This is a genomic window from Pseudomonas sp. FW300-N1A1, assembly GCF_058789115.1.
In genome coordinates this window covers 1-20,052 of record NZ_JBYTBK010000038.1, presented here as the reverse complement: position 1 = coordinate 20,052, position 20,052 = coordinate 1, and the positions used below count along the sequence as shown (strand labels likewise).

Here is a 20,052-nt window from a genome sequence, read left to right as displayed (position 1 = left end):
ATAAAGGTAGTCTCTGACACTTCAGTTGATACGCAGTGTAATGAAACGTGAAACGTCACTTTGATGACATCCAGCTGGGCAGCATCGAGCTCTTCTGTATGGCTGTGGAGGAGGGCAGCTTCACGGCCGCGGCACTTTCGGCCGGGGTTACCCCGGCGGCGGTAAGTCGGACAATTTCGCGACTGGAGGAACGCCTGGGCACGCGGCTGTTCGTGAGGACGACCCGCAGTATCCGACTCACGGAAAGCGGTCGAGCCTATTTCGAGCAGTGCCGGCAGGCGCTGACCCAACTGGTCGAGGCGGAGCGCGAAGTGATGGGCAGGCAGCTCGAACCCGCCGGCGAACTGCGCATCAGCATTCCCACGACTTACGGCCACTACCGCATCCTCCCGCTCTTGTCCCGTTTCCGGGAGCGCCACCCCGGGGTGAAGATCGATATCCACCTGAGCAATCGCAACATCGACTTCGTCGGGGAGGGCTACGACCTGGCGATCCGCGTGCGCGCCCAGCCCGACTCGACACTGATCGCCCGGCACCTTGAAGATGCGCGTCTGGTGGTGATAGCCACGCCGGAGTACCTGGCCCGGGCTGGCACACCCACCGCCTTGGACGACCTTGCCAGGCACGACTGCATCCAGTTCGAGCTGCCCAGTAGTGGACGCCGGATTTCCTGGCTGTTCACTGAGAACGGCAAGGAGCAGGAGATCCTGGCCGAAGGCAACTATTGCTGCTCGGACGATGTACTCGGCGGAGTCACCCTGGCCAAGCACGGCGCGGGCCTGTTCCAGACCTATCGCTTTATCGTTGAGCGAGAACTGAAGGAGGGGTCCCTGGTCGAGGTCCTCCAGGATTTCGGCGGGCGTTCCCGCCCCTTCACCCTGTTGTACCCTGGCAGTCGCTATGTTCCGCTGCGCCTGCGCGCGTTTATTGACTTCCTGATGGAGTGCAAGCAGGAGTGGAAGGTCTGAGCAGGCGGGCAGGGCGCGAGGCTGGGGGAGTGGGGTGAACCCCGCGACCAACCAATCCTTGGTCACCAGCGATCCAGGTTGGCGTGCAAGTGCGCACAGCAGGGTGAAGGGCGGGCGTCAACGGCACGGCTTCTCCGTTACGTAACAAGCACGCGTTGGTCTCGTCGAGCTCGAACTCGACGAAACAGAGCTGGACTGGGTTCGGATGGGGCTGCGGACGCGCCACGTTGGATTCCTGAAGTCAAAAACATAATTTCTAGCACTGGGCCATTACTCCAATAACAACGCTGATCTGCTCAGAAGCCAAGCCTCACCGGTCGGAAACTGGCCCTCGGCATAGCCCACATGACCTCATCACGGTGCGGTAATGAACCAAAAATGGTAATGACTAAAATATCAATATTGAAATATATCTCAATTCTACATACCTTCACCTTGCCTGACGATGAGATCTCCACGTCTCACGACTTCAATCACAACAAGGGCTCGAGATGAACAACAACAAGAAAGGTACCGAACTGCCTCCCACCGCTGTCGATGTGCTGGTCGTCGGTAACGGTCCGGTAGGGGCGACAATCGCGGCGCTGCTCGGCCGCTATGGGGTAAAGACACTGGTATTGGACAAGACCCATGAGGTCCTACTAATGCCCCGCGCCATTGCTCTGGATAACGAGGCGCTTCGCATCCTGCAACTCGCCGGATTGTCGGAAGACGCTTTCGAGAAGATCGCTATCCCTGAAGTGAGGATGCACTCCCCGGTCCTCGGGCAATTCGGTCGGGCCAATACCGCGGGATGCATCGACGGCCATCCCAAACTGGTGACTTTCTATCAACCCGACCTCGAACACGCGATGCGCAGCCAGGTTTCCCGGCTGAAGACAGTGACCAGCCTGGGAGGATTCGAGCTCGAGAATCTGGTCGAGGAATCAGATTGTGTCGTCGCCACCGTACGGGGCGATGATGGCCAGGCGTATCCCGTTCGCGCCCAATACCTGGTAGGTGTGGATGGCGCAAGCTCCAGGGTCAGGGCACTGATTGGCCAGGAATTCGAAGGACAGACCTATGGTGAGGATTGGCTGATTGTCGATGCCAAGAACCGGCATAAGTCAGCGATCGATCACGTTGAGTTTATCTGTGATCCACGGCGTCCAACGCCGCACATGCCCGCTCCCGGCGGAAGGGAGCGTTGGGAGTTCATGCTACACCCGGGCGAATCCCGGGAAGAGCTGGAAAGCCCCGAAAGCATAGCCCGACTGATCGCGCCATGGATCAATCCGCAGGAGCTGGAAATCGAGCGAAAGGCGGTGTATCGGTTCCACGCGCGCTGCTGTAACAGATTCAGCAAGGGACGCATCTTTCTCGCGGGAGATGCAGCCCACATCACCCCCCCATTTGTCGGGCAAGGTCTCGTAGCGGGACTGCGCGATGCAGCCAATCTTGCCTGGAAACTGGCGTGGGTCCTTCGCGGTCAAGCCGCGCCTTCAATACTCGAAACCTATGACGTAGAGCGTCGCCCCCATGCCCAGGCGATGATCAATCTGGCGAAACTCATGGGCCGCCTGGTGATGCCGAGAAACAAGGTCGCCGCTTTCTTCATCCACGGCCTGATGCGCACGCTGGCGTTGACTCCCGCAACCAGAAAGTACTTCGAGCAGCTGGACATCAAGCCAAAGAACATCTTCAAACAGGGTCTGTTCGTGCAGCATCGTCGTGGCGACAAGCTGGTTCGTGGCAGTCTGTTTCCCCAAGCCTGGGTTCGCAACATGCAACAGCAGATCCAACTGAGCGACGATGTACTTGGAGACAACCTGACCCTGGTGGGATTCGGTGTTGACCCGTTGTCACTGCTGACCGCTGCTCAGGTCGTTTCCTGGGACAAAATGGGAGGCCACTTCTTGCAGATCGGACCCTGCGGCCAGCGCTCCGGCAGCGGCTGCGACTTCATCGAAGACCTGAACCATGGCATCCTGCCGCTGGCTGCCAAAGGCACGCTGGTTGCGGTTCGCCCCGACCGTATCATCATGCACCACGCCCCCGGCTTCGATGCAGGCAGTCTCGTTCGAGACTGTATGGGCCTGTTGGCTAGCGCCGACGCCACAGCCGATAGCGTTTCCATTACCATAAACGAGCCCCCTCGATTAAGAGCCTGAAGATGCCTTCCCCCACTTTTCCTTCAGAAGCAACTGAGCAAGAGCCTCTCACTCGGGGGCACAAGAAGCGTGAGCGCACCCGTCGCGGCCTGGTGGATGCGGCATTGCGTCTTGTCGCACGTAAGGAGGTGGGGGAGATTGCACTGCTCGATGTCGCCTCGGAGGCCGCGGTATCCAACGGCACCATCTACAACTATTTTCGAACGCGCGACGAAGTACTCGAGGCGGTTGGCATCGCCATGGCGAGTGAGTTCTCCGATGCCATTTCCGCCTTGAGTTCGGGCGTGCACTGCGGTGCACAGCGGCTTTCGATTGGAGTGCGCATGTTCGTATGCCGGGCCGCGTACGACCATCAATGGGCCAACGCACTGCTGCGCATCATCCATTCCGATCAGGCCATGCGCTCGCGCTTGGCTGCCCATGTGCTTGGCGACCTGCGTGAAGGCCTGCGCGCGGGCACTTTCACTTATGAGGACGAGGGGATCGCCCTGGACATGGTCGTATCGTGCACAACCGGAGCCATGCGCTCGGTTGTCGAGGGGCGTGCGGTGGGGGAGCACGACCAGCGGGTCGCCGAGATGATTCTCAAGGCTCTGGGCGTAACACCTGCCAGAGCCAAGAGAATCGCCGGTAAGCCGCTACCCTAGTTCCGATGTCATCTCGGCCCGCCAAGGTTTACAGGGGCCGGTTTGACGGCCTTGCTGAGATTTGTATTGAACACGTACGTTCAATAATTTCAGTGTGAAGAAATCCAAGCCCCCCCCCCATAAATCTTGCCGTATCCCTCGTAAGCGCGGTTAATTCGAGGGATGCAGCGCTTTATATCATGGTGAATCGGACCTGATTCAAAAAACAGGGTTGACTAAGAATGAACACGAGCGTTCAATTGATCCATGAGATAATCCTGGAGAGAGAACCGTGGAATCCCTGAACCCAACACAGCGCCGCATTCATCAAGCCGCTTTTCGCCTGTTCGCTGAAAGAGGCACCTCACAAGTGAACATCCTCGACCTCGCGCAAGAGGCGGGAGTGGCGCGCGGAACGGTCTATAGCAACATCGACAGCATGGAAAGCCTGTTCGAGGCGGTCGCCAGTCATCTCGCGAGGGAGATGCATGAGCGCGTCAACAAGAGCTTCAACTCCCTCTCCGATCCGGCTCAGCGCCTTGCCAATGGCATTCGGTTCTTCATTCGTCGAGCTCATGAGGACTCCCAGTGGGGGGCGTTCATCCACAAATTCGCCATGAGCAATTCTTCGTTGCGCGAAATGTTCAGCAGCCAAGCGACTACGGATCTTCTGAACGGACTTTCCACTGGGCGCTACACGTTTGCGCAGGAGCAATTGCTCTCGGTACTGACGCTCATATCGAGCAGCGTTCTTGGCTCGATTTTCCTGGTGCTGGAAGGTCACAGAACGTGGCGAGAGTCGGGCTCTGATACCGCCGAGCTGATATTGCGGGCATTGGGTGTGCCGCCAGAGGAGGCGCGTGCGTTGGCGACCATAGAGTTGCCGGTACTTCCGTCTCTCGACTGAGTTCGTAACTGGCTTAACTGGACAAACCCCTGATTTTTCAGGGGTTCGGGACAGCTTTGCCCTAAAAACCCGGAAAACAAGAACAATGAACAACAGAATTGAATTGCACCGGTTGGCGACACCACACCCCGCGCGGCATCCGCAACCGACGGTAAAGGCCCAGGATCTGACTCACCTGATTTTCCAACGGCCGGACTTGAATGAGGCGGCGCGTTTCCTGACCGACTTCGGCCTGACGCTAGGTCGGCAGGACGCCGATACGCTCTATCTACGGGGCACCGACGCCACTTCATATTGTTATCGCGTCCATCGTGCCGAGCATGCACGTTTTATCGGGTTCGGACTCGCAGTGCAGTCTCTAGAGGATCTGGAAAAACTCACTCGAATCCCAGGTGCGTCATTGGTAGAGAAGTCGGAACATCCCGGCAAAGGGTATTGCGTCAGACTGACTGACCCATCCGGTTTCATTGTGGAAGCTGTTTGCGACCAGACTCCAGGCAAAACTCTGGCACATAGAGCTCCTCTGCACTGGAATCTGGCGCACGAGCAACCGCGAATCAACGCCACGCAGCGCCCGCCGATTGCTCCCCCTGAAGTACTCAGGCTTGGCCACATCGTGATCGAAGTGGCCGACTACCAGGCGACCTGTGCCTGGTATACGCAGCATTTCGGGTTTATTCCCAGCGATGTGCAGGTACTCCCCGATGGCACACCTATCGTCGCTTTCATGCGCCTTGATCTTGGTGACATTCCCGCGGCTCACCATACGCTCGCGATAGCGCAAGGGTTCATGGCGACCTATAGCCATAGCGCCTATGAGGTCGTCGATGCCGACGCGGTGGGCATGGGGCAACGGGTCCTGCGAGAGCGGGGTTGGGAGCACTCATGGGGAATCGGTCGGCACATCCTGGGCAGTCAGATTTTCGATTACTGGCAAGACCCTTGGGGTGATAAGCACGAGCACTACTGCGATGGGGATATTTTTACGGCCAAGCAGCCTACGGGCATACATCCCGTGAGTCCCGAGGCAATGGCGCAGTGGGGGCAGCGCATGCCCAAGAGTTTCACAAAACCCAAGATGAGTTTAATCAATCTGCGAGCACTGATCTGTAACCTGCGACGCAGCCCGGACTTAACCATTCGCAAGTTGATAACGCTTATGCGGATGTTCGGGTAGAGCTGCCGTCATGTCGGGCAAATCTACTCGGTATGGCCGGCGAGACATGCTCAAAGCCGGCGCTTTGATCGCCGGCGGTTCGTTGATCTACAGCATCGCCAGCCCACCCTCAGAACAACACCTCAGTTCTCGTGCCACCGAGCGCGGGACAAACGCCGCTCCAGGAGTACCTTCAATGTCTGCTGTACACGTAGTCCGCTTTGAATTTCAGAACGGTGTCCACTGGGGCGTGCTTCGCCAAGGCCGTATCACTGTGGTTCCCGGTGCTTTTGAAACCACCGGTGACTTCATTCGCCAGAACAGTATCGACGACCTCGCTCAACTGAAAGGCCCTGAGCTGGAGGAGGGCGAAGTAAAGCTGCTGTCGCCGGTGACCCGTAACCAGCAGTTCCTCTGCCAGGGCGCCAACTATCGTCAGCACATGATCGAGTCGGGCATGGACCCGGATGCGAAGAAATTCAACATGATCTTCACCAAGGCGACGAGTTGCCTGGTAGCGGCTGACAGCGACCTGATCAAGCCGCGCACCGTGCGCTTTCTCGACTACGAAATTGAACTGGGGCTTGTGATGAAACGCGCGATCACCGGCGCTGTTTCTATCACCGACGCCAATCTGCATGAGTTCATTGCAGGCGTCGTTATTGTCAATGACTACTCGGCTCGTGACATTCAGATTCCCCAGATGCAGTTCTACAAGGGCAAGAGCTTTCGCACTTTTGGCCCGGTCGGTCCTTACCTCTGTCTTCTGGATGCCAAAGACATGCATTACCTCAAAGCACTGCAGCTGCGCCTGACAGTCAACGACCAGGTGCGACAGAGCGACAGCACGGCCAACCTGGTTTACGGTCCGGCTGAAACCCTTACCGAACTCTCCTCAGTGCAAGATCTTGCCGTTGGAGACCTGATCGCTACCGGCACTCCCGCGGGTTGTGCGTTAACGATCCCTTCACCTGCGAAACAGCGCATTGCGGCCCTGATGCCAGAAGCCACCAAGTGGAAACTGTTTCTCAAGGCGCAGGAGAGCCGGCCGCAGTACCTCAAGCCCGGTGACGTGGTCGAGGCGCGCATTCGCAGCGCCGATGGTGTGGTCGACCTCGGAGTGCAATGCAACCGAGTCGTGGGGGAAGCCTGATGGTTGTGCAGACCCTGAACGACATCGAAAGTCTCGAACGAGTCCCCTTGTCGGAGCGTGGCCTGGCTTCCAGCACTTATGACGCGCTGCGACAGGCGGCCGAGTACTTCCCTAAGGCACCGGCGCTAAGTTTCTTCGCCGATGCCGCCGATTTCAAACGTACCTACGAGTGGAACTACTCCCAGCTCTTCGCGGATATCACCCGCGCGGCAAATGCCTTCCATGACCTGGGCATAAAACCGGGAGAGGTGCTTGCCTTCGTCCTGCCCAACCTGCCGGAAACCCATTTCACTATATGGGGCGGGGAGGCGGCGGGCATCGTCATGGCGATCAATCCTCTGCTCGAGGCCAAGCAGATGGCTGGCTTGCTGAATGCCGCGAAGGTATCCGTGGTGGTAACGCTTGCGCCGACTGGGGGCAGTGATCTGTGGCCCAAACTGGCTTCGCAGCTGGATCAGCTACCCACGGTCAGGTCTGTCGTTTGGGTCAGCATGGAGCCCTATGTCGTCGAACCTGTGCGTGGGACTCTAAAAGCCGTGGCACTCAAGGAGCGAGACTTACACAGGGGGATCGCGATCCACGATTGGCAATCGCTGATGAATACTCAGCCGCACACACACCTGAAAAGCGGTCGACAAATCCGCCAGGATGAATGCTCCTCCTATATCTGTACTGGCGGCACCACCGGGCTCCCCAAGATCGCCGCGCGTACCCATGGTTCGGAAGTATTCAATGCATGGGCTGTGTCCGCTCATTTGCAGCCACGCAGTGGTGGTCAGGTTATCTTTTGTGGCCTGCCGCTATTTCATGTCAACGGACAACTGGTTACTGGACTGATGCCTTGGACTCAAGGCGACCATGTGATCCTCGGGACGCCTCAGGGGTATCGTGGCGAGGGGGTGATCCCACGATTCTGGGAGATGGTCGAGCACTTCGGTATCAACCTCTTCTCCGGCGTGCCAACTGTCTATGCAGCACTTCTGCAAAATGAATGGCAGGGCCGCGACCTATCCAGTCTTCGCTTTGCAATGTGTGGCGCCGCACCCATGCCGGCTGAGCTTTTCCGAGAGTTTGAGCGCCGGACCGGGGTAAAGATACTTGAAGGTTACGGTCTTACTGAGGGCGCCTGCGTCTCCTCAATCAATCCACCCCATGGCGAGCGCCGTATCGGCTCCATCGGGATACGGATCGCCTACCAGAATATGCGCGCGGTCCTGCTCGATGATTCTGGAGAGTACCTGCGCGACGCTGACGTGGATGAGACCGGCCTCATCACGATCAGTGGTCCGAATCTCTTCGAAGGCTATCTGGAGGAGCGTCATAACCAGGGCCTCTGGATCGATGTCGACGGTCGGCGCTGGCTGAATACGGGCGACTTGGGTCGCCAGGATGCACAGGGTTACTTCTGGCTGACCGGACGCAAGAAAGAGTTGATCATCCGCGGCGGCCACAATATCGATCCCAAGCAAATCGAGGAGGCGCTGCAGGCGCATCCCGCCGTCGCCTTAGCCGCGGCGATCGGCAGCCCCGACGCCTATTCGGGCGAGGTGCCGGTCGCCTACGTTCAACTGCGCCCCGGGCACACCTGCAACGCTGAAGAACTTGAGTCGTTCGCTCAACTCAACATCAGCGAGCGGGCTGCAGTTCCCAAGCGCATTGAAATCCTCGAAACGTTGCCACTGACTGCCGTGGGCAAGATATTCAAGCCCGCCTTGCAGCAGCGCGAGATCGCCAGGGTAGTCCAGCAGGAAGTGGAGCGCCTGTGTCTGCAGGAGATTGCGGTAGACGTGGTGCAGGATGGTCGTCGTGGGCTAGTCGCATGCATACGGGCCGGGGCCGATGAGGAAAAGCTGGCCCGCCTTCTGGGTCGCTACAGCTTTCAAGTGGAATGGCTTAAATGAGCCCGAATTAGCCACCGTAAGCCCCGCAAACATGTCTTGGTGTTGTTCAGCCAGGGCCTTTGCACAACTTCGGTCAACTTCAACTGGCACTGACAAGTGCACAGGAAGGCGAAGCCTTGCCTGCGTGCAATCAAAAAAATAATAAAGAGGTGGAAAATGAAACTGAATAGTCGTGCGATCCCTTATTTCTCCGCTCCGCGAGCAAGTGCTGCCTGGATTAAGTTTGTCGGCGCCATTGCAATTCTCACCACCTCAACAACCGCGGGCGCCAATGGCATTGCCCTTAATGAACAGAGTGCAAGCAGTGCGGGAACTGCATATGCGGGAAGGTCGTCTTCCGCGTTGGACGCCAGCACCATCTTTGGAAATCCAGCGGGCTTGACCAAGTTGAAGCGTAGTGAGATTTCTGGCGGAGCCGCGGTCATCTCGGTGAGCGACGACATTAGTGATGCGCAGAGCAGCGCCTCAGGAACGAATAAAGGGGACTCGGTACCTTTGGGGGCCGTGCCCTTCGCCTATATGTCGACGCCGCTTGACGGTCGTTTTTCGATTGGTCTGGGCCTTTATGCTCCGAGTGGTCTGATCAATGATTACGAGAGCAGTTTTCAGGGCCGCTACCATGGTTCCTATAGCACGACCAAGGAAATAACCCTGCAGCCCACCATCGCCTATCGAATCAATGATTACGTGTCCATTGGTGGCGGGCCGACCATAAACCGTTTCAATGCAAAGCTTCAGAATTACCTGGCCACCGGCGCCCTGAACAACGGCGAGGACACACTGGTTACCATCAAAGGCGATGACACGGCACTTGGCTATAACGTCGGTATCTTGGTTGACTTTACTGAGGCTACCCGTTGGGGGATTAACTACCACTCGAAGGTGGACTATGAACTCGAAGGGCATACTGAGGTTTCCGGCTCCCCGAGCGTTATCCCGCTGGACGGAAAGTATGAAAACAAGATAGACCTCACTATGCCCGAATCAGTGGACACGTCCATCACCCATCAATTCAATAGTCGCTGGACGGGATACCTGGGGACCACTTGGAAACGTTGGAGCCGGATCCAGAAGGTCGAGGCAGTCAACAGCGGTCTTTCCCCTTTGGGGCAGGCGGCTGGCCTGGGACGTGTGACCGAAGAAATGAACTGGCGCGACACTTGGGCCACGGCAGTTGGCGCCTCCTATCAATTGAACCAACAATGGCTACTGCGCGCAGGCTACGCCTATGATCCGTCGCCCATTAGAAATGCCGATCGCAGCGTGCGCGTTCCAGTTGGGAATCGCCAGGCCGTGACCTTGGGCGGTGCTTATTCGCCGAATCCCGATCTGACGATAGACTTTGCTTATGGTTATCTCTGGGATTCCAAAGTTTCCGTAAAACAGTCGAACAACTCCGGTCTTCAGCCTGAATACAGTGCCAAATATGACAATAGTGCGAATGGAGTTTCAGTGCAGGCAACCTATCGGTACTAATCGACAGGACTCCATTTTTAATGGAGTCCATTTGCACAAATCTTCCGCTTTTAATCGATAGGCGACTATCCCTATGGGCGTGATGCAGTTCCGCCTGTCAATCAGCACCAACTGCCGCGAATACTTTCGCGGTAGTTGGTGGGTTGTCGGCAATAACCCATTCGAGAATGTGCCGGTCGCGACGGGCAGCAAACGACCCAAAGTTGCCGGTAATTTTTTTCTATAGAATCAGGGGTAATTCAAGGTTCCAGTCAACCATGAGTGCTCTCTGGATGATCTCTTCGAGGGTAAACATCCGGAGCCTCGATTCTCTCCTTGAGCTTGGCAGCATAGTCCTGAGCACTTTTTTCACCACGAAACTGCACACGTCTGGTACCGAAACGTACGGACCAAGGAGCTTGGCTTTGACTGGGTAGATACTCGCCCCACACTGACATGATCATGTCTCCAGAGTGTGACCCAAGGGTTAAAAGTGGATTTCAGCAGTCTTGAGGCCCAGATCCCGAAGCTCGACGATTAAGTCATCCAGATGCCCGAAAGACTCGACCTCTTCGTTGTCATCAACCAAGAAATAACTTCTCCCAGCGTCCTTCTTGAAAAACACAATCCACTCCTTGGGGTTGGTCGGGTTTGCGATCACATGGGTGTCGAAGGTCACGCCTTTGGCATGTTTGGTTTTCACAGCTTTACGATTCATGTCTGTCACCACGCTACGCGCGTTCTCAAAATTCTCTATTTGCAGTGCATGCCCGTCCAGCTCCATCTGAGCTTTCACTATAAACATCTCCAGCCGCACGAAGCAGTGGATCTAGGGCATTTCAATTATCACTGTATGTTAATACCATGCACATGCATCCACTGAGGAGCTAGCCATGATTGCGATAGGTGAGGCATGGAAGGTGGGGTTGTTAGGGCGAGGACACTGGCTTCGCAATATGGTGTCTGGTGTTATCGTCGGGGTCGTGGCGCTCCCTCTGGCAATGGCGTTTGCCATTGCATCTGGCGTCAAACCTGAGCAAGGCATCTACACCGCAATCATCGGTGGCCTGCTGGTTTCGCTCTTCGGGGGAAGCCGCTTGCAGATTGCCGGGCCGACAGGTGCGTTCATCGTGATTCTGGCGGGAGTCACGGCCGAGCATGGTGTTGACGGTCTGCAAATCGCGACGATGATGGCGGGGGCCATGTTGTTATTGCTGGGGATGGCCCGGCTCGGTGCAATCATTAAGTTTATCCCCGATCCGGTGATCGTCGGATTCACTGCGGGCATTGGGGTGATCATCTGGGTCGGGCAGTGGAGAGACTTTTTCGGTTTACCGAAGATCAGTGGAGAGCACTTCCATGAAAAGCTCTGGCATCTGCTCCAGGCCCTGCCGGATCTTCATATCGCCACGTCCCTGCTGGCGGTGCTTAGCCTTTTCCTAGTTATCACCGCGTCCAAAACTCCCGGACTCAAACGAGTACCTGGCCCGCTAATCGCAATGGCGGTCGCTACAGCGATACAGTCAACCTTTCATTTCAAGGGGGTAGCCACAATTGGCAGCGCTTTTGGTGGCATACCTCAAGGCTTGCCAGGGTTGAGCCTGCCCGAAATTACGCTGTCCCGCGTCATCGATTTGATTGGTCCGGCGTTCACTATCGCCATGCTTGGAGCAATCGAATCGCTGCTGTCCGCGATGGTGGCCGATGGCATGGCGGGTACCAAGCACGATTCCAATCAGGAGCTGATCGGTCAGGGCGTGGCCAACCTGGTCACGCCGTTGTTTGGCGGCTTCGCCGCTACCGGGGCCATTGCCCGCACTGCAACCAATATCCGTAACGGCGGCACGAGCCCGCTGGCTGGTATTACGCACGCAGCCACCTTGGTGCTTGTTGTTCTGTTCCTGGCACCTCTAGCCTCAAACATCCCGCTGTGCGCCCTGGCCGCCATTCTTTTCGTGGTCGCGTACAACATGAGCGAGTTGAAGCATTTCAAGCGCATGGTCCAACGGGCTCCACGCGCAGACGTAGCTATCCTGCTCATCACCTTCAGCCTCACCGTGTTCAGCGACTTGGTGATCGCCGTGAATATAGGCGTCATTCTTGCCATGCTGCACTTTATGCGTCGCATGGCCTCATCTGTGGAGGTGCAACAGGTCGTCGAGCACGAGCTTGAAGAAGAGCTGAGGGCCAACGGGCATGCTCGCCTGCCGCAAGGGACATTGATATATACGATTGAAGGGCCATTGTTCTTTGGCGCGGCTGAGACCTTCGAGCGTGTGTTGGCTCAGACCCATACCGACCCACGCCTGCTGATTATCCGTTTGAAGCGCGTACCGTTCATGGATATCACTGGCTTACAGGTGCTGGAGGAGGTGATTCAGCAGCTGCACAAGCGGCATATCGTGGTGAAACTTTGTGAGGCGAATACGAAGGTGCTTAACAAGCTCGATAGGGTGGGCATCTTGCAAGAAATCGGCACGGAGCATTACCACACCGACTTCAACACCGCGCTGGCTAAAGCTGTCAGTCTCGCAGAGGGCATGTCGGCCCTCTAGAGGCTAACTGCTCGTGTTGGGTTATAACTTGGTGCTGATGGCATGCTTACTCTTGGTCGAATAACTGGCACCATGAGTGTCCAGGTAGTCACGAATCAGCTGACGTACCACCTGCGAAGGCGTCAAGTCTTGTGCTGCACAGAGCTCCTCGAAAGCTTTTTTCTTGATGGGATCAATGAGCACAGTGAGGCGCGCAGTCTTGCTTTCCATGGGGTATTCAATCACTCAAGTCGCTAGATGTTAATCAAATTGTAATTTCCTTGTTCGGTGCTGTCACTGTTGCGGCCGTGGGTTGTACGGTATCTCGGCTTAATTCCTAGAAAGCAATTGGCGCCTACGGTGGATGAGGAAGCGGATGTGCGTTGACTCAATATGGATAACTCCCGCCCGCGAGCAAGAGAGCGGATTTATTCTAAGCGGATCGACTGTCGGCAGCAGGTCGATTGTGCTCAGTCATGAGCGACCGGGAAAGACTTCACGGCTATCCTGAGTTTTTAGTTGTGATTTGTGTGCAGGGGCAGACAGGCCAGCGTTTTTTGGCGTCAAAACCTGGTATTGAATGTTGCTTTCAATGATGACTCACCCTCTAGTGAAGAGCGCTCTTATGGTGCTCCACAGGCCTTTAAGGATAAAGCCCGGTGGCCGTATGGAAAGTAGCAGCAGTCGCTTAAAGAAGATGTATGCCGAGGAGCGCCTCAAAGCCGAAATCATCCAGGAAGCGATGGCAAAAAAGTGGTGAAGCCATCTCGGCGACGAGAGATGGCGCAGCACGCTGTACGCTCAGGAAAAATCAGCATCAAGCTGGAGTGTATGGCCTTCGGGGTCAGCCACTGCTGCTATCGCTACCAACCGCGTCTGTCGACGGAAAATGCCGAGATTGCCGATCACCTGATTCGGCTTACGCATAACCAGCGTAACACGCGCAAAACCAACGCCCAGATAGACCATGGCGCTGCTCAGCAAGACGCGAGCAAGCAGCGTTCTAGCCAACACCATGGTGATAAGCAAGGCGCCAAGCAGTAATGACCGGAAGGCTACTGAGATGGAGTTCTACTCTAAGTGGGCTTTCTTGAGCTGAGCCCAGCTAGACGTAGGGTTGACCACCATATCCCCTTGGGAGTCGCTGCAGCCCCGGCATGGCGGTGAGCTTGTCCTTCCAGGCTTCGCGCCAATTATTAGAGATGTGAAGGCCCTTGGCTTTCCGCGCGGCTCTGCGCGCTGCGTTGCGGGCATCTTTGCGGGCATCTTTGAATGCGTCGGTGCTACGACAGCTGCGGCATTTCACGCGCCTCAGTTCAGTGGTTGAGATTAGATTATCGCCATGATGGCCGCAGGCGAGATGTCCGGCGACCTTGAAGTGAGTGATCATTGGTAAGCTTCCTCGTGGTGAGTGCGGTGCAGGGAGCAATCCGATACGAAGCACGGGAGCGCCCCCAGTAATCCAGTTTTTCGAGTCTGACGGATAGTGGGCCGATGTTCTGTTCGCTGAAGCACATATCGGCGGCAGATAGTGGACTGAACCGGTGCTGGCCGGCCAGGAAAGTACCGTGCTCGGCCATCTGTTCGGCGCTAAACAACTCCGAAAGCCGTTGAAGCGATGCAAGTGCGCGGGGCCAAGGGTTATCCATAGTGACCTTGCTGAACGAGGTCGGGCTGGAAAGTCAGTTTGCCAATGCCTCGCGCCGGGGTCTGTTCGGTAGCGAACAGACCCGTTACACCGTTGTACTCACTCTAGAGCCTGTCATTTACAGTAAGCCGGCAGACGCCGGTGCCGGAGTGCGCCATGAAACAGTCACTGAGGCCTTTTCTCGCCATCGCCCTGATGACCCTGTCGTTGCTTGGTGCGGGCCTGCGCAGCACAGCCAGTGCCACCACTGCAGATGATCTGGACGAAGCTTGAACCTCTTATTGGACTGCACAGTGATGCCAAACCAAAATGAGTCTAATCCTGCAGCAGAACTACCCTGTGGCGACGCTGATCAAGGGTTGCTTCTGACCGCAGAAAACGGGTGCATCGAAAGTGCGAACCTGACGTTCTGCCGCTGGATGGGCTACTCGCAGCAAACACTGCTTGGCATGCGCATTCAAGAGCTGATGAGCCTAGAAACTAGGACTTTTCATCAGGCGTACTGGCAGCCACTCATGCAACTTCAGGGGGGCGTAGCCAACGTAAAATTCGACCTTATGCACCATGATGGATACAAGATGCCGATGATGTTGAGTGCAATAAGCTGTGCGCATTCCAATGGTGCTTTTCATGAGTTGGCTCTTTTTAAGGCAGAGGATCGGCACAAATATGAGCTGGGGCTGGTCAATGCTCGCTTGCTCGCTGAGGGGCACTTGACCAAGAACCTGAAGACCCAGCGCTCCAGGGAGATCGCGGAAGGTAAGCTACGTACTGTGTATGCTGCCGCCGAAGATCGGGCGCTCTTTGCTGAGCAGATGATCGGAATTGTCAGTCACGATTTACGCAATCCGCTTTCAGCAATAAGAATGGCGGCCGAAATTCTGTCGCGTCGTGATCAGGATGCCAAGACTACCCAGATGCTGGGCCATATTAGCCATTCCGTCGAGCGTGCCCAGCGACTTGTAGCTGACCTGTTGGACTTTACGCTGGTTCAGGTAGGGCGCGGGATTACAGTGGATCGCAAGCCGCTAAGCTTCCATGAGGTGGTTGCTGACTGCCTTGAAGAAATTCGGCTTTCATTCCCCAAAAACGATCTGGTCCATCTAAGTAGCGGCCTGGGGGAATTCTCCGCAGACAGTGATCGGCTGTATCAGTTGGTGGGTAATCTTGCGGCCAACGCTATCGCCTATGGTGCAAAGAGTTCAACTGTCACTGTGTCCACCCACATTGAGGACGACACAGTGACTATTTCTGTGCACAACTTCGGGACACCGATTCCTGCGGCACTGCTGAACAATCTGTTCGAGCCGATGATCCGTGGTAGTCATGACAATGCAGAACTACGTAGTGTCGGGCTGGGGCTGTTTATCGTTCGTGAAATCGTAAGAGCTCATCATGGTGAAATTGCTGTCAGCTCTACCGCGGCGTCGGGAACCACATTCATCGCAACCTTCCCGCGGCTTGGGGGCTAGTTTTTGTGTCGTTGTTTCGCCGCTTGAATAGGGTGGCGGTGGAACCATAAGACCGCTAACGACCAGTAGCTCGCCTTCACCTGCGCATCATGTTTTGACTTTTTACAGGAGCGACTATTTCGGCCGCTCTCTGCTCGCCAGAAGACTGGAAACATTGTGTGCTTTCCGGATAATTCCTACAGATCTTAGGGGGAGTGAAAGTGTATTTTTACTCGCTCGCCTGACTCACGGGATCTTTACCGACGCATGGACTGCAGGTTTTTTTGCATCGGGCGAGCACCTTCAATCAATTGTTCACCTGCATTTGGAGTACACCATGTTCCTCCTGCCCATCACCGCCCCGCTTTACATGGCCTGGCTCATCTTTCCTGTGGTGAGGGCAGGGGAGAGAGTTACGATACCTCACAAGATAGCGCTCGATGTAATCGTCTCTAACGCTGATCTTGGCCGCCTTGTTACATTTACCGAAAATGTGAGACCACAAGTTGCCCGTGGTATCCGGCCGTAAATCTCCCATTGGTCTTTGCATTAGCTTTCACCCTTTATGATGGAGGCCCGGTGGGCGTACATCATTGCATCGGGCTGGAGTGCATTGTGACTGCGCAGACAGTTGGCGTCGGTGGTAAGCGTTGGCGTTGCCAGGTATGCCTGGAAAGGGCACATCAGCGTTATTGCAAGTGTTAGTCTTGCTGCTCATACCACTTCATCAGAGGCAGAACCGACATGCCGTGTACCACGATAGAGACAGTGACGGTCACCAACGTCAGCGTTATCAATTGTTGAGCCAAGTGGGGGTTCAGGCCATGGCGAATGGCGAACATCAGGTAAAAGATGGAACCTATTCCTCGTATCCCGAACCAGCAGATCATCGTGCGTTGTGGTTTGGGCATGTATTCACCCAGCATCCCAATCGCAACGGCTATCGAGCGCAGGAGCACGAACAACAAGGGTATGAACCACCACAAAGCTGGCCAATACACCACGTAGGGCAGTAATGCCCCTACGAACAGCACCATCCCAAGCTCGGCCAACTTTTCGAGTTGTTCATTGAACCCGATCACTGCGCTCGTCATGGTTGCGCTGGCATGGTGCGAGTGCGTGGCCAATGCCTTGTAGGCGTGGCCGCTCACGCCAGGTCTCGTGCTCAGTGATGCCGCGTCGGGCTGCGGTTGTTCCTTGACCCTTTGTAGCGCCAGACCCGCGGCGAATACTGCCAGGAAGCCGGATGCCAGACTCAGTTGCGCAGCGCCATAAGCCATCGCCAGCAGACCGAGTGAGAGGAATTCGTCCAGACCTACGGCCAGTTTATAGCGTGTACGCAGGTGAACAACGAGGCTACCGATGATTGCACCTAACGTAGCGCCGATTAGCAGGCCTCCTGCTGTGGCCCAGATCAGGTCTATTGTCCACCAACGCCAGCCACCCCTGCCGAGGTCGTGCAACCCCAGGAGCCCGAGGCCTAGCATCACGAAGGGAAACGCCGTTCCGTCGTTCAAGCCACCTTCCCCGGAAAGGCTGAAACGCAGGCGATCTGGATGTACCTCACTGTTAGTTTGCACCCCGGAGGCCAGCACAGGGTCTGTTGGGGCAAGGATGCCTCCCAGCAACACAGCTGCCCCCAGTGGAAGCCCCAGTCCCCAGAAACCGACTGCTGTGATAAGCCCTACCGTGAGCGCCATGGATATGAGCGCCAAGCGTAGCGGCAGCCTCCAGCGTCTGTCGGAGAATGGAACGGCACCCATCTTCAATCCCACATTGAACAGTGAGATAAGCACTGCGACCTCGGCGACCCATTCCAGCACATCGGCATGATCCGCAGGGTCCAGTGTGATCACCGCCAGCACCGCAGGCCCTAGCGTGTAGCCGACAAAAAGGTAGACCATAGCGCTGCTCAACAGCAACCTAGTGAGTAGGGTTCCACCCAGCACCATGATGATGAGTAAAATCCCGAGGAGTAGTGACCATAGGGCAATAGACATGACAGTCAGTTAACCTGGGGCGCGTCGTAACCTTGTCTAGCATCCTCTACCGTAGGGCCTGGTACTACAGAAAACTGAATCCTTGTGCCCGAGTCGCCGGGAGGTGGAAATTCCCCTGCGGGTCTATCATTGTGAAAACAAGTGTGGTTACAGGCCATTGGCAACGTTGGAGAAACCATGTCTGAGCTTCCCCACCCGCTGCAGAACCGTCTGCTGGCGGCCTTGCCCATTGAGGTTCAAGAGCGGCTGATTCCCCAGTTAGAGTTGCGGGTCTTGCCCTTGGGCAAGGTCGTGTATGAGTCAGGTGATTCTCTGCAGTATGTCTATTTCCCTACCGACGCCATTATTTCCCTGCTTTACGTGATGGAAGACGGGGCCTCGGCGGAAATATCCGTGGTAGGCAACGAAGGGCTCGTTGGTATAGCCGTGTTCATGGGCGGCGAAAGCACCCCAAGCCGGGCCATTGTGCAGAGCGCCGGGCACGCCTACCGACTGGCGGGGCAGCGCCTGAAAAGTGAGTTCAACCGGCATGGCGAAATGATGCAGATGTTGCTGCGCTACACCCAGGCGTTAATTACTCAAATGGCACAAACGGCAGTGTGCAACCGCCATCACTCAATCGACCAGCAGCTTTGTCGTTGGTTGCTGCTATCGCTGGATCGCTTGCCGAGTAATCAGTTGATCATGACCCAGGAACTGATCGCCAACATGCTTGGCGTTCGTCGCGAGGGCGTCACGGAAGCTGCGGGCAAACTGCAGAAACTCGGTGTGATCGAGTACAACCGTGGTCATATTGAGGTGTTAGATCGCGCGAAGCTTGAGGCGCTGTGTTGCGAGTGTTATGCCGTTGTAAAGAAAGAAACCGATCGTCTTCTTGCGCATACAGTCTTTAGCCATACCACTTCGCACTGAACAGGCTCAACAGCCAGACTCACAGTGCGCCTCTGTACCTGTCGCTATCGTGCTGTCCCGTAAAAGAAGAACTTTCCTGTTTCGGCCGTCTTGGTGTATTGCTTGGCCCAGTCGGGCGTTACGCCTTTGCTATGGTGTTCATGATTACGCCTATTGCAGCGAATGCTGCTTTTCCATAGCTCCATTCTGTTCCTGAAGAGGGGCATGATATGAACGCCATCGCACACAGTAACCCGGGCGTGATTTTCAGGCTTCTGTGTTGATCGCTCGATAGCATTCGCTTGACGCAGCCTCCAATCCCTTGCGGTCAAGGATGGTAATGTCACCGCGGGTGTATCGAATCAAGTTGCGCTGCTGCAGCGCACCGGCAGCCAAGGTCACCCCACTGCGCCTTACGCCAAGCATGTTGGCCAGGAGCGCGTGAGTTAGATAAAAATGCTTGGCGTGCGCACGGTCATGGGCCATCGATAGCCAACGTGCAAGGCGCGGCTCGATCTCATGGAAATAGATGCAGGCTGCCGTTTGCGCCAGTTGCTTGAGCAACACATACAGGTATTTATTCAGCCGTTGCAACAGCAAGGGATGATCGCGGAGCGCGACCTGCAACTGCGCGCAATTCATTCGCAGGCTGCTGCCGGCCCCTTGTACGATCGCGTGCATGGGGGCAGTGTTGACCCCTAGGGCAAGGGTCGCACCGAGCATGCCTTCATAGCCGATTAGACCTGTCTCAAGGGGTGGATGGCCGCGCAGCCCCGTCATCAGGGAAATAAATGCGGTACCTGGGAAGTACACATGCAGCATGGTCTGGCCGGGTTGATACAAAACCGTACCAAAGGCCAGGTCGACGCGCTCGCACTGATCCAGTATTGAGTTGAGGTCCTTTTTAGGCAGGCCCTAGAGCAAGCGGTTCTCCACCTGCCGTGGTGTTTTGGCTAGCACGCGTTTGTCCTGCAGCACTGTGACGGTGGCGAGAAAGGTGCTGTATGGTCTCGTGCAGAAAGTTTGGACGACGTTCGCCTGACAGTCTGTTCGCTACAGCACGCTCTCGTGTATTTGCGAGAGTGAGTTCAGCGCTCTGTCCACCGGCTACGCTGTTTGTGTTTCCTGGTCTCACGGGGGTGTCAGAAATTTTGTGTTCGGGCATAACATGAGTAAGAGGTGCATGTATGCCAACCAAGAAGAAACCCGCGT

At 56.1% G+C, this 20,052-nt stretch carries 16 protein-coding genes and 2 pseudogenes; 12 read left to right on the top strand and 6 right to left on the bottom strand.

The window, feature by feature from the left end:
* Positions 1–47: 47 nt before the first annotated feature.
* On the top strand, positions 48–968 hold the full coding sequence (locus AC3WQN_RS21075; protein ID WP_103400311.1) for a LysR family transcriptional regulator: 921 nt from the start codon (positions 48–50) through the stop codon (positions 966–968).
* 45 nt (positions 969–1,013) lie between these two features.
* Here AC3WQN_RS21075 and AC3WQN_RS21070 read toward each other — a convergent pair.
* Positions 1,014–1,194, bottom strand: a pseudogene (locus AC3WQN_RS21070) (winged helix-turn-helix domain-containing protein); the annotation flags it as partial.
* A 265-nt stretch (positions 1,195–1,459) separates the two neighbouring features.
* On the opposite strand from AC3WQN_RS21070, the gene mhpA reads away from it, so the two are divergent.
* The 7 genes from mhpA (at position 1,460) to AC3WQN_RS21035 (ending at position 10,337) form a co-directional block, all read left to right on the top strand.
* A complete protein-coding gene (mhpA, locus tag AC3WQN_RS21065; protein ID WP_103400310.1) occupies positions 1,460–3,118 on the top strand; it encodes a bifunctional 3-(3-hydroxy-phenyl)propionate/3-hydroxycinnamic acid hydroxylase MhpA in 1,659 nt (552 codons plus the stop codon).
* Positions 3,119–3,120: 2 nt separating this feature from the next.
* Complete coding sequence (locus tag AC3WQN_RS21060; protein WP_103400309.1) at positions 3,121–3,765, top strand: TetR/AcrR family transcriptional regulator; 645 nt, start codon at positions 3,121–3,123, stop codon at positions 3,763–3,765.
* A 271-nt stretch (positions 3,766–4,036) separates the two neighbouring features.
* Positions 4,037–4,651, top strand: coding sequence for a TetR/AcrR family transcriptional regulator (locus AC3WQN_RS21055; RefSeq protein ID WP_095144202.1), 615 nt, complete (start codon positions 4,037–4,039; stop codon positions 4,649–4,651).
* 85 nt (positions 4,652–4,736) lie between these two features.
* Positions 4,737–5,828, top strand: a complete 1,092-nt coding sequence (locus AC3WQN_RS21050; RefSeq protein WP_103400308.1) for a VOC family protein — start codon at positions 4,737–4,739, stop codon at positions 5,826–5,828.
* A 175-nt stretch (positions 5,829–6,003) separates the two neighbouring features.
* Positions 6,004–6,960: a fumarylacetoacetate hydrolase family protein gene (locus AC3WQN_RS21045; RefSeq protein ID WP_103400307.1), complete on the top strand. Its 957-nt coding sequence runs from the start codon at positions 6,004–6,006 to the stop codon at positions 6,958–6,960.
* Positions 6,960–8,861, top strand: coding sequence for an acyl-CoA synthetase (locus AC3WQN_RS21040; protein WP_103400306.1), 1,902 nt, complete (start codon positions 6,960–6,962; stop codon positions 8,859–8,861). Before AC3WQN_RS21045 ends, AC3WQN_RS21040 begins: the two co-directional genes overlap by 1 nt.
* 156 nt (positions 8,862–9,017) lie before the next feature.
* On the top strand, positions 9,018–10,337 hold the full coding sequence (locus AC3WQN_RS21035) for an outer membrane protein transport protein (protein ID WP_103400305.1): 1,320 nt from the start codon (positions 9,018–9,020) through the stop codon (positions 10,335–10,337).
* 466 nt (positions 10,338–10,803) lie between these two features.
* Here the strand turns inward: AC3WQN_RS21035 and AC3WQN_RS21030 are convergent, their stop codons facing one another.
* Positions 10,804–11,034 (bottom strand): hypothetical protein, encoded by a 231-nt coding sequence (locus tag AC3WQN_RS21030; RefSeq protein WP_103400340.1) that lies wholly within the window; start codon positions 11,032–11,034, stop codon positions 10,804–10,806.
* 175 nt (positions 11,035–11,209) lie between these two features.
* On the opposite strand from AC3WQN_RS21030, the gene AC3WQN_RS21025 reads away from it, so the two are divergent.
* Positions 11,210–12,871 (top strand): SulP family inorganic anion transporter, encoded by a 1,662-nt coding sequence (locus tag AC3WQN_RS21025; protein ID WP_103400304.1) that lies wholly within the window; start codon positions 11,210–11,212, stop codon positions 12,869–12,871.
* A 21-nt stretch (positions 12,872–12,892) separates the two neighbouring features.
* On the opposite strand, the gene AC3WQN_RS21020 is transcribed toward AC3WQN_RS21025, so the two are convergent.
* Positions 12,893–13,081, bottom strand: a complete 189-nt coding sequence (locus AC3WQN_RS21020) for a ribbon-helix-helix protein, CopG family (protein WP_095144208.1) — start codon at positions 13,079–13,081, stop codon at positions 12,893–12,895.
* 448 nt (positions 13,082–13,529) lie between these two features.
* Between AC3WQN_RS21020 and AC3WQN_RS21015 the strand changes: the two are divergent.
* Positions 13,530–13,789: pseudogene (locus tag AC3WQN_RS21015) on the top strand (IS3 family transposase); the annotation flags it as partial.
* A gap of 166 nt (positions 13,790–13,955) precedes the next feature.
* On the opposite strand, the gene AC3WQN_RS21010 reads toward AC3WQN_RS21015, so the two are convergent.
* Positions 13,956–14,240: a hypothetical protein gene (locus AC3WQN_RS21010; RefSeq protein WP_103400302.1), complete on the bottom strand. Its 285-nt coding sequence runs from the start codon at positions 14,238–14,240 to the stop codon at positions 13,956–13,958.
* Positions 14,241–14,794: 554 nt separating this feature from the next.
* On the opposite strand from AC3WQN_RS21010, the gene AC3WQN_RS21005 reads away from it, so the two are divergent.
* Positions 14,795–15,970, top strand: coding sequence for a sensor histidine kinase (locus AC3WQN_RS21005; protein WP_103400301.1), 1,176 nt, complete (start codon positions 14,795–14,797; stop codon positions 15,968–15,970).
* A 680-nt stretch (positions 15,971–16,650) separates the two neighbouring features.
* On the opposite strand, the gene AC3WQN_RS21000 is transcribed toward AC3WQN_RS21005, so the two are convergent.
* Positions 16,651–17,949 (bottom strand): cation:proton antiporter, encoded by a 1,299-nt coding sequence (locus tag AC3WQN_RS21000; protein ID WP_103400300.1) that lies wholly within the window; start codon positions 17,947–17,949, stop codon positions 16,651–16,653.
* Positions 17,950–18,126: 177 nt separating this feature from the next.
* Between AC3WQN_RS21000 and AC3WQN_RS20995 the strand changes: the two genes are divergently transcribed.
* Entirely contained in the window at positions 18,127–18,861 is a 735-nt protein-coding gene (locus AC3WQN_RS20995; protein ID WP_103400299.1) for a Crp/Fnr family transcriptional regulator, read from the top strand.
* A 246-nt stretch (positions 18,862–19,107) separates the two neighbouring features.
* Here AC3WQN_RS20995 and AC3WQN_RS20990 read toward each other — a convergent pair whose 3' ends face one another.
* Positions 19,108–19,662 carry a Crp/Fnr family transcriptional regulator gene (locus AC3WQN_RS20990; protein WP_256587279.1) on the bottom strand — a complete coding sequence of 185 codons (555 nt, stop codon included), beginning with the start codon at positions 19,660–19,662 and terminating at the stop codon, positions 19,108–19,110.
* Between the last annotated feature and the right edge of the window lie 390 nt (positions 19,663–20,052).